The following is a 10,666-nucleotide window of genomic DNA, read 5'->3' on the forward strand; positions in this document are numbered from 1 at the left end:
ATCCATCATCAGCGGTATTCCACCCCGTGAACGAATACCCCGCCCGGGTGAACGTGTTCGCATCCAACGGTGTGGCCACATTCGCCACCTGGTTGGCCATCGACCCCGAGCCACCATTGTTGTCAAAGGTCACCGTGTACGTCGGTGACTGCGCCAGCAATCGAGCCACATGGTTCGTCGCGGAATCGCCGCCTGCGTTGGTGAAAGCACCGCCGATCAGATACTTACCCGCGTTAGGCCCCTCCGCGAGCTCAGTCACCGAAATCACAGAGCTGCTGAGTGTCAGGGGGGTGAAAGAGGTGTCCCGGGTCCCATCAGCATTCAACCGAGCCACATAATCCGTCGCGGCATCACCTCCGGCATCAGTGAAGAACCCACCGACCAAAAACTTGCCTGCCTCGGCCCCCACCGTCAGCCCCGTCACCGAATACACGGGGTCGCTGAGTGAGAGGGGGGTGAAGGAGGTATCCCGGGTCCCGTCAGCGTTCAACCGAGCCACATAGTCCGTCGCGGCATCGCCACCTGCATCAGTGAAGGGCCCGCCGACCAGATACTTACCCGCATCCGCCCCCACCGACAGCTCCGTCACCGACCTCACATTGTTGTTGAGTGTCAGGGGGGTGAAGGAGGTGTCCCGGGTCCCATCAGCGTTCAACCGAGCCGCAAAGTCCGTCGCGGCATCACCACCTGCATCAGTGAACAACCCACCGACCAGATACTTACCCGCATCCGCCCCCACCGTCAGCCCCGTCACCGAAAACACGAAGCCGTTCAGGGTCAAGGGGGTGAAGGAGGTATCCCGGGTCCCGTCAGCGTCCAGCCGAGCCACGTAATCAGTCGCGGCATCACCACCGGCATCAGCGAACTGCCCACCGATCAGATACTGACCCGCATCCACCTCCGCCACCGAATACACAGCGCTGTCGAGGGTCAAGGGGGTGAAGGAGGTGTCCCGGGTCCCATCAGCGTTCAACCGAGCCACATAATCCGTCGTGGCATCACCACCGGCATCAGTGAAGAACCCCCCGATCAGATACTTACCCGCATTCGGCGCCACCGTTAACTCCGTCACCGACTCCACGGTGCCGTTGAGGGTCAAGGGGGCGAAGGAGGTGTCCCGGGTCCCATCAGCATTCAACCGAGCCACATAATCCGTCGCGGCATCACCACCGGCATCAGTGAAGAACCCCCCGATCAGAGACTTACCCGCATTCGGCGCCACCGTTAACTCCGTCACCGAAGACACAAAGCTGTTGAGGGTGAGCGGGGTGAAGGAAGGGTCACGGTCGCCGGAAGCCGCTGAGGCCGGCGATACGCTGACCGCGATCAAGGTCGCGGCCGCAACCAGGACTGCCGTCACAAGCGCACCTAGCCGACGCCACAACGAAAATTGAGCCTTCAACATCTCCCCCGCCAACGGAACCAGCAAATGCCTCGCCGTTCATAACTAGCACACGCGAACACCACGTTGCCGGTTTGCGAAACGAGACTCACCAGACTGGTCCGGGCCAACGCACCGCCGTGACTTCACCCAAGGAAGGGCACGACTGGGCCCCACGTGCCTAGGTTCTGAAGCGCCGCGCGTGCCACAGGTCAAACGCCAGCAGTTGGGCGCCCTGGACGATGACAGACAGGCCATGTCCGCGAGCCGCTTGCGGACTCACTCGCCCGCCGAAGGTGCTCCCGTAATACGCCACGTGTGCGCCACCGGCGATGTAGACAACGTCGAGCCCCGCGTTGAACAGCAGCACCCTACGGATCCGGTTCGCCTCACCTGCTGGTCGCATCAGCGAAACCCCGGCGATCCCGAGGTCAACCAGCCCCCACATCGTCGCCTGCTGCCCGAACGCTCGGACACCGTCGCCACGGCCAAACCTCCACAGCCCAAAACCTACAATCGCGTTCCCGGCGCCGAGTCCCGCGAGCCTGACCCCGAGTGTTCGCCCATTCATCTGCCCAGTATTGCCCGACGCTTCGTCCGGTCCCGCATCATCAGCCACGAACGTCGGGCACGCCCCATCGGTCGACCCGGGTCAACGACGCGCCACCAAGTGCCATACTCCCCCCGTGCATCTCAACTGGGAGCGACTGCAAGCCCAGGCCGACAGCGGCCCCACGGCCTGGCCGTTCATTGCTGGAGCGATTCTGTTCGCGCTCGCCCTGGTGTGGGTCGTCATCAAGGCCCAAGCGCGACATGGACGCCTCATCGGCACGCGAGACAAGCTTCAGCCACAGATCAGCGCCCTTCATGCCTACGTCATGACAGCGCCCGCGACCTTCGTCTACATAGCGATCTTCAGCGCGACTTCAGGTATCCAAAAGGGTTCGCCGGAAAAGGCCCTTCAGGCGATCACCGTCGCCAACTCGACGAACATCGTCGAGATCCTCACCAACCCGTTCCGCGTCTTGATCTCGTCGGCGCTACTGGTGGCGGACAACGGATACTTGTGGATCGGCTACGTCGTGGTGTTCGTACTGATCGCCGCGCGCCTTGAGCAACGACTCGGCAGCGCGCGCTGGTTGGTGGTCGCGGTGATGTCGCACGTCGTCGGCACACTGCTGACAGTGACGATCGAGACTCTGCTCGTCCACTTCGCGCTACTGCCCAAGTCAACGGTCGTCACCGCCGATGTCGGTGTCTCCTACATCATGGTCGGCACCTGCGGTGCCTACCTGTGGCTGATCAGCAAGCGCTGGCGCATTCCGTACTTCGTCGCTGTTGGGGCAGGAATCCTTGGTCCGCTGATCTTCAGTCACCAGATCTGGGATCTGGGGCACTTCTTGGCGACCATTATTGGCGTGCTGACGGGCTGGTGGATGATTCGAATAGCGCCGCTGCATCCGCGACTGACCTGGAAGCGAATGGCTGGTGGCGAGCAACGGGTTGAACTGATTCGACCTTGACTCAATCACGCGAGGGCACATACTCAGTCCATGGACGAGACCTTGGAACTGTTCACCGCTGACCCTGGGACGGTGCTGGCTATCGTCGCCCATCCCGACGACTTGGAGTATGGCGCAGCTGCAGCCGTTTCGAAATGGACCAGTGAAGGCCACCGCGTCGTCTACTTGCTGGTCACCAAGGGCGAGGCAGGGATCGACTCGATGGAGCCCGCGCAATCAGGCCCTATCCGTGAGGCCGAACAGCGGGCGAGTGCTGCGATCGTCGGGGTCGACGACGTTGAGTTCCTCGACTACCAGGACGGGGTAATCGACTACGGGCTCGGCCTTCGTCGGGATCTGGCAGCCGCGATCCGGCGACATCGACCGGACACCCTGTTGCTGTTCAACCATCGCGAGTCGTGGGGTTTCCCCGGCAGCCGCAACAGCCCCGACCACCGAAATGTAGGTGAGGCAGCCCTCGACGCATCCGGCGACGCCGGCAACCGCTGGGTGTTCCCGGAATTGGCGTTGCCGGCTCACGGCATCAAACGATCGCTCGTGGCAGGTTCGCCAGCGGCGACTCACGCCGTTGCCGTCACCGGCCACTTGGACAAGGCCGTCGAATCGCTGAGTGCCCACGCCGCCTACCTGGAGGGACTTGGGGACCACCCGATGGCCGACCCGGAGTTTGTCCGTGGCTACCTCGAGCAGGCCGGTGCCCGAGCTGGCGTTGCCGCTGCGGTGCCAGTCGAGGTCTTCGGCTAGGCGCACGGCAATGGAGCGGCTGACAGACCAGCAAGCCCGGGACCTTCGCATGAACGCCCTCCTACTTGGTCACCCAACATCAGCGGCGTCGGGTTCGCACCGGCGCAACACAGCGGGCCAGGCGATGACCACACCCGGGCAGGTCGTTGAATGGTTCGGCGCCATGCAGGCGCAGGACGTGGCCTCGGGTCACTGGTCATTCGGTGTCCGACTGTCCGGCACGACCAATGCCGATATCGACCGTGCCACCGCCAACCGCGAGATTGTCCGGACGTGGCCCATGAGGGGAACCATCCACTTTGTTCCTCCCAAAGACGCCAAATGGATGCTTGAGTTGACCGGGGCGATCGCCTTGAAGGGCGCGGCCAAGCGACGTGCATTTCTGGGACTCACGGAGGCCAACGTCGAGCTGGCGGCCACAGTCCTGGCCGATGCGCTGGCCGGTGCGGATCTGCTCACCCGGTCCCAATGCGTCGACGTCCTGGCAGCGGCAGGCCTGAACACCGCAGGCCAACACGGCTACCACTATCTCTGGTACGTCTCCCAGATCGGCGTCACTGTGATTGGCCCGCAAGTGGGCAAGGAACAGACGTTCACACTGCTGTCGAAGGTCGCCCCGAAACCCACCACCCCCACTCGTGACGAGGCACTCGCACTGCTCGCCCGGCGCTACTTCCGCAGCCATGGTCCCGCGACCAGAAAGGACTTCACGGGTTGGACGTCTCTGCCCGCCACTGACGCAAAGGCCGCCATTGCGAGCCTCGGCGACGAGTTGACCGAAGTTCAGGTCAACACCGAGACGATGTACTGCCCGACCGACCTGCTGGCCACCGCCCCTGTCGGCGAGGACGGGTCTGCCGCCGGTTCAGCCACCGCTGCCAAGCACACTCCACCGCGCGTGCTGCCGGGGTTCGACGAGTATCTGCTCGGCTACAAGAACCGAACCCTGATGGCAGATCCGGCGACGATGGCTGCGGTCATCCCCGGCGGTAACGGCATGTTCCGCAGCACCGTCGTCATCGATGGTCAGGTCCGCGCAACCTGGAAGCGAACCATGCGCAGCAAGCGCATCGACATCACCGTCGAACCACTCGCCGGATGGCGACCCAGTAAGGTCGTGAAGATGTCCGTCGACAACCAGTTCGCCGCCTTCGGTGATTTCCTGGAATTGCCGGTAGAGGTTGCCTACTCGTAGCCCGCCCGGTTGCCGCCACCACCGCCAGGCCGACCTGCGCTGCCGACGCTGATCGCAACGACAGGCAGCACTGTCGTACGGTGTCGCCATGGCCAACACCTCGGCAGCACCTGACCTTGACGGCTACACCCACGAGCAGGTCACGCTGCTCGGCAAAACCCACCCGGTTTACCGAACGGGCAGCGGTCCAGCGGTAATCGTCATCCATGAAATCCCAGGCCTGACGCCGCTCGTGGCCGAGTTTGGTCGCAAGGTCGCCGAGCGAGGAATGACTGCCGTCCTTCCCGATCTGTTCGGGACCCCCGGCCGCCCGCCATCGAACGCCTACCTGGCGCAGACCGTCGCCAAGATCTGCATCAATCGCGAGTTCACGCTGCTCGCGACCAACAAGTCGAGCCCGGTGACCAAATGGCTGCGAGCGTTGGCCAAAGTCGAACATGACAACTGCGGCGGACCCGGGGTCGGAGCGATCGGCATGTGCCTGACCGGTGGCTTCGCGCTGGCGATGATGGTCGACCCCGTCGTGGTTGCCCCAGTACTCAGCCAGCCATCCCTGCCCGGCGGAATCACCGCCAAACATCGCAGCGCGTTGGGGCTGTCTGACTCCGACTTGGCCACCGTCAAAGAGCGCGTCGCCGACGGAACCTGCGTCATCGGTCTGCGGTTCACCGGCGACAAAGGTGCGCCACCGGAACGCTTCGCACGGCTGCGCAAGGAACTTGGCGACGGATTCATCGGCGTTGAGATTGACTCCTCCGAGGGCAACCCCTGGGGCTACCGGAAGATGGCCCACTCGGTGTTGACGGAGGACTACTCGGACGCGGAGGGTTCGCCGACCCGGGAGGCGCTCGAGCAGGTACTGACGTTCTTCGCCGATCAGCTGGAAGTCTCCTAAGGATTCGGGCGCACCCCCCGGCTGGGGAATGTCCGGCCCGCCGCCGACGTTGGTCGCGTTAGCGCCAGGTGAGCGGACACCGGTTTCCCTGGCGTCGAACAGTTGTCTATTGTGGGCAGCGCAGTTAGCGCCACTCGCACCCAGCAGAAACCAGGAGCCTCCAGTGACCATCGCCGATCAAGTCGCCCCGGGTCGCCTCGACCTCGTGCGCCGTCGGCATGTCGATCTTGGCCGCGCCACCACATCACGCTGTCAAAGCGTTTGAGTTCCAGCCCTAGGGCTGTCCGCGAACCTCTCACGGTCCGCACTCCAACCATCTGCGCGCCTCGCGCACCCACCTCCGGAATGGATTGACACACTCATGCGCATCGCAAACGACATCACTGAACTGATCGGCAACACTCCCCTGGTCCGCATCAACCGCATCGCCGGCGACAACTCCGCCCAGGTACTCGCCAAACTCGAGTTCTTCAACCCCGCAAGCAGCGTCAAGGACCGCATCGGCCTGGCCATGATCGACGCCGCTCAGGAAGCCGGCCTCATCGGCCCGGACACCGTCGTCGTCGAGCCCACGAGTGGAAACACCGGTATCGCCCTGGCGATGGTGTGCGCGGCCCGTGGGATTCCGATCGTGCTGACCATGCCGGAGACGATGAGCGTCGAGCGACGGCTGCTCCTGCGCGGATATGGCGCCGACCTGATCCTGACCCCCGGCCCCGACGGGATGAGCGGCGCAATCGCCAAGGCAGAGGAACTGGCCACCAGCGACCCGAAGTACTTCATGCCCCAACAATTCGCCAACCCGGCCAACCCGAAGATTCACCGGGAGACGACCGCCGAAGAGATCTGGGATGACACCGACGGAACCATCGACATCCTGATCGCTGGTGTTGGTACCGGCGGCACCATCACCGGGGTCGGCCAGGCGCTCAAGGAACGCAAGCCATCCGTGCAGATTGTGGCAGTCGAGCCCACCGCGTCGCCGGTGCTCTCCGGTGGTGCGAAGGGTCCCCACCCGATCCAGGGCATCGGCGCCGGGTTTGTCCCCGATGTGCTCGACACCGACGTCTACGACGAGGTCATCACGGTGGAGAACGAGGACGCTCTGGCGACCGCCCGACAGGCAGCGACTGAGGAGGGCCTGCTCGTCGGAATCTCCTCCGGTGCCGCGCTTTCCGCAGCTAAGGAGGTCGCCCAACGGCCCGAGAATGCTGGCAAGGTGATCGTCGTGATCATTCCGTCGTTCGGCGAGCGCTACCTGAGCACGCCGCTGTTCGCCGGTCTGGGTGACTGAGACTTCTCATGTCCTTCTTCACCCGCATCCGCGACGACGTGCGATCGATCGTTCGGCGTGATCCTGCCGCCCGCAGCGCCTGGGAAGTCGCCGTGCTGTACCCGGGCGTGCATGCCATCGTCGCCCACCGTGCGAGTCATTGGATGTGGCGCCACGGAGCTAAGTTCCCGGCCCGCGCACTATCGCAGGTCTCCCGATTTGCCACCGGCGTGGAGATTCACCCAGCCGCGGAGATCGGCGATCGACTGTTCATCGATCACGGCGCCGGGGTAGTCATTGGCGAGACGGCCGTTGTCGGCGACGACGTCACGTTGTTCCACGGTGTCACCCTCGGTGGCATGTCGACGGTCGCGGAGAAACGACACCCAACGGTCGGCGATGGTGTCACCATCGGCACCGGAGCCAAGGTTCTGGGCCCAATCGGGGTCGGCAACGGAAGTCGCATCGGTGCCAATGCGGTGTTGTTGCGATCAGTGCCACCTGAGTCGGTTGTGGTCGGCGTTCCTGGTCAAGTCATCGCCAGCCGCGGCCACCGGATTGCAGCGGCAGACAAGATCGCCGTGACCGACAAGCCAAGCACTGATCATTCGGCGTCAGACCCGGTCGGAACCGCTTTGCAGGCGTTGATCGCGCGTGTCGATGAACTGGAGCGCAACGGCCAGGCAGCACCCAAAGACCTCGCGGCCCTCGAGGGCCGCGAGCCGAAGACCTACGAGGTCGGCGTGTGGGACAGCGAGGACTTCTCGATCTGACACCGACCCCGGCCCTGCCCCGCCATGCAGACCGGAAAGTTACCCAGTGGTATGGCTGCAAAACCGGCCGGGAAACGACCATACCGCCGGGTAACTTCCGGGTTAGCGGGTGTCAGACGCTCCCGCACCGAGTGCTGAGCGGGCCGCTTCGAGGCGAGCGACCGGCACGCGGAACGGTGAGCAGGACACGTAGTCCAGTCCAACCTCATCGAAGAAGTGCACCGACTCGGGATCGCCGCCGTGTTCGCCACAGACGCCACAGGCCAGATCGGGTCGCGTCTTGCGACCGGCCGCGACCGCGAGTTTGATCAACGCACCCACGCCCTCGCGATCGATTGACTCAAAGGGCGAGACGCCAAAGACACCCTTCTCCAAGTACGCGGAGAAGAACGCGGCCTCGACGTCGTCACGACTGAACCCCCACGTGGTCTGCGTCAGGTCGTTGGTACCGAAGCTGAAGAACTCGGCAGCCTCGGCAATCTGACCGGCAGTCAGTGCCGCGCGCGGGAGCTCGATCATCGTGCCGATGGGGAACCGCAACGTGCAACCGTGCGCCTCGGCGACCGACGCCAGCACCCCGGCGGCCTCGTCGATGACCAGCTCCAGCTCCTGGATCGAACCGACCAGCGGGATCATGATCTCTGCCCGCGGATCGCCACCCATGCGCTGACGGAAACACGCTGCCTCCGCGATCGCTCGCACCTGCAGCGCAAACAGCCCCGGTAGCACCAGCCCGAGGCGGACCCCGCGCAGACCCAACATGGGGTTGGACTCATTGAGCCGGTTGACCGCCTGGAGCAGGCGCAGGTCAGCCTCGATGGGCTCACCACGCTCCTCTGCTCGGGCCACCCGAACGGCAAGCTCGGTGCGATCGGGCAGGAACTCGTGCAGGGGCGGATCGATCAGTCGGATGGTCACGGGAACGCCGTCCATCCGCTCCAGAATCCGGATGAAGTCTTTGCGCTGCAGCGGGAGCAGCGCTTCCAGTGCCGCTTTGCGCTCAGTCTCCTCGTCGGCCAGAATCAACCGCTCGACCAACGCTTTGCGTTCGCCCAGGAACATGTGTTCAGTACGCAGCAGGCCGATGCCCTCGGCCCCCATCTTGCGTGCGCGTTCGGCGTCTTCCGGGGTGTCCGCGTTCGCGCGGACGCGCAGTCGCCGGGTCTCGTCGGCATGCACCATGATCCGATCCACCGCACGGACAAGCTCGGCCATCTCCTCGTCGGCTACCTCGAGCGCGGCCTCCAGGCCATCCTCGAAGTAACGAGCGACCGGGCTCGGCATCACGGGAACTTCGCCGAGGAAGACCTCGCCGGACGTGCCGTCGATCGAGATGACGTCGCCCTCGTTGATGACTACCCCATCGGCGGCGATGATCTTTCTGGCAATGGTGTCCACGTTGAGCGAGTCAGCGCCACAGACTGCGGTCTTGCCCATCCCGCGTGCGACGACTGCGGCGTGGGAGGTCTTGCCGCCGCGACTGGTCAGGACTCCGGCCGCAGCCATCATCCCCTCAAGGTCGTCCGGGTTGGTCTCGCGACGAACCAGGATCACCGACGCTCCCGCCGCCGCCCGGTCGACGGCCGCACGCGAGTCGAACACGACTTCACCGACAGCCGCGCCCGGTGATGCGTTCATCCCTTGAGCGATCCGATTCGCCTGGGCGCTGGTATCGAAGTTCGGGAACATCAGCCTGGCGAGCTGGTGACCGTCGACCCGTTGGACCGCCTCGTCCATGGTGATGACGCCCTCGTCCACCAGTTGAATGGCTATCCGGAACGCTGCGCCTGCGGTGCGCTTGCCAACGCGGGTCTGCAGCATCCACAACTTGCCCTGTTCGACGGTGAACTCGATGTCGCACAGGTCACGGTAGTGCTGTTCGAGCTGATCCATGATGTCGAGCAACTGCTTGTACGACGTGGGATCGCTGTCCCCGAGTGCAGCAAGCGGGAGTGTGTTGCGGATGCCAGCAACAACATCCTCGCCCTGGGCATCGTGCAGGTAGTCGCCGTAGACCCCGCGCGCGCCGCTGCCTGGGTCACGGGTGAATGCGACACCAGTTCCGGAACCGTGACCCACGTTGCCGAACGCCATCACCTGAACGTTGACGGCCGTGCCGAGCCAGCCCGGGATTCGCTCCTGCCGACGGTAGAGAACCGCCCGCTCGGTGTTCCACGATCGGAAGACAGCGAGCACTGCGAGCTCAAGTTGGCGCCGGGCGTTCTGCGGGAAATCATCGCCGGTGCATTCGCGCACGATCTGCTTGTAGTCCTCCACCAACTCCTGCAGGTCCGCGACCTGCAGCTCGGTATCAGCCGCGACTTCGGACTTTGTCATCACCTGCTGGAGCGCAGTCTCGAAGCGATCACCCTCGATCTCCAGCACCGTCTTGCCGAACATCTGGATCAACCGGCGGTAGGAGTCCCAGGCGAAGTGCGGGTCGTCAGCAACCTTCGCCAAACCGTTCACGCTGCGGTCATTGAGTCCGATGTCGAGCACCGTCTCCATCATCCCGGGCATCGAGAAGCGCCCACCAGAACGCACTGACACGAGTAGCGGGTCGTCCGCGTCCCCGAGCAACTTCCCACGAGTTTGCTCAAGACCGTCCAAGGCGGCAAACAACTGGTCGAGCAGTCCCGGCGGGGTATCGCCTCGGTCAAGGTAGTCGCGACAAGCTGCGGTGCTGATGGTGAAACCGGGAGGTACCGGCAGGCCCATCCGCGTCATCTCGGCGAGGTTCGCGCCTTTACCCCCGAGCTCATCGGCCATCTCTCGGCTGCCTTCGGAGAACGAATAGACGTATTTCGGTGCGGCATTGCTCTCGGACATGAAACACACTCCAGTCAGACCGGTCAGTTCCTGCTCCCCCAACCGTAGCCCCC

General features: G+C 64.1%; 9 protein-coding genes. 6 read left to right on the forward strand and 3 right to left on the reverse strand.

All coding sequences use genetic code 11. The features are described from left to right. Both KAZ48_08855 and KAZ48_08860 read right to left on the reverse strand, forming a co-directional pair. Positions 1-1,360 (reverse strand): InlB B-repeat-containing protein (locus tag KAZ48_08855; GenBank protein MBP7972897.1); only part of this gene is annotated, 1,360 nt, incomplete at its 3' end. A 202-nt stretch (positions 1,361-1,562) separates the two neighbouring features. After that, positions 1,563-1,952, reverse strand: a complete 390-nt coding sequence (locus tag KAZ48_08860) for a hypothetical protein (protein ID MBP7972898.1) — start codon at positions 1,950-1,952, stop codon at positions 1,563-1,565. Between the two features lie 115 nt (positions 1,953-2,067). Between KAZ48_08860 and KAZ48_08865 the strand changes: the two genes are divergently transcribed. The 6 genes from KAZ48_08865 (at position 2,068) to cysE (ending at position 7,784) form a co-directional block, all read left to right on the forward strand. After that, positions 2,068-2,904: a hypothetical protein gene (locus KAZ48_08865; protein MBP7972899.1), complete on the forward strand. Its 837-nt coding sequence runs from the start codon at positions 2,068-2,070 to the stop codon at positions 2,902-2,904. A 30-nt stretch (positions 2,905-2,934) separates the two neighbouring features. Next, positions 2,935-3,648: a PIG-L family deacetylase gene (locus KAZ48_08870; protein ID MBP7972900.1), complete on the forward strand. Its 714-nt coding sequence runs from the start codon at positions 2,935-2,937 to the stop codon at positions 3,646-3,648. Between the two features lie 10 nt (positions 3,649-3,658). Beyond that, complete coding sequence (locus KAZ48_08875; protein ID MBP7972901.1) at positions 3,659-4,843, forward strand: AlkZ family DNA glycosylase; 1,185 nt, start codon at positions 3,659-3,661, stop codon at positions 4,841-4,843. 88 nt (positions 4,844-4,931) lie between these two features. Further along, positions 4,932-5,738 (forward strand): dienelactone hydrolase family protein, encoded by an 807-nt coding sequence (locus KAZ48_08880; protein MBP7972902.1) that lies wholly within the window; start codon positions 4,932-4,934, stop codon positions 5,736-5,738. Between the two features lie 361 nt (positions 5,739-6,099). Further along, positions 6,100-7,032 (forward strand): cysteine synthase A, encoded by a 933-nt coding sequence (cysK, locus tag KAZ48_08885; GenBank protein ID MBP7972903.1) that lies wholly within the window; start codon positions 6,100-6,102, stop codon positions 7,030-7,032. An 8-nt stretch (positions 7,033-7,040) separates the two neighbouring features. Further along, a complete protein-coding gene (cysE, locus tag KAZ48_08890; GenBank protein MBP7972904.1) occupies positions 7,041-7,784 on the forward strand; it encodes a serine O-acetyltransferase in 744 nt (247 codons plus the stop codon). A gap of 102 nt (positions 7,785-7,886) precedes the next feature. Here the strand turns inward: cysE and ppdK are convergent, their stop codons facing one another. Continuing rightward, entirely contained in the window at positions 7,887-10,613 is a 2,727-nt protein-coding gene (gene ppdK, locus KAZ48_08895; GenBank protein MBP7972905.1) for a pyruvate, phosphate dikinase, read from the reverse strand. Positions 10,614-10,666 lie beyond the last annotated feature (53 nt).

Source organism: Candidatus Nanopelagicales bacterium (assembly GCA_018003655.1).
Classification (GTDB): domain Bacteria; phylum Actinomycetota; class Actinomycetes; order S36-B12; family UBA10799; genus JAGNDY01.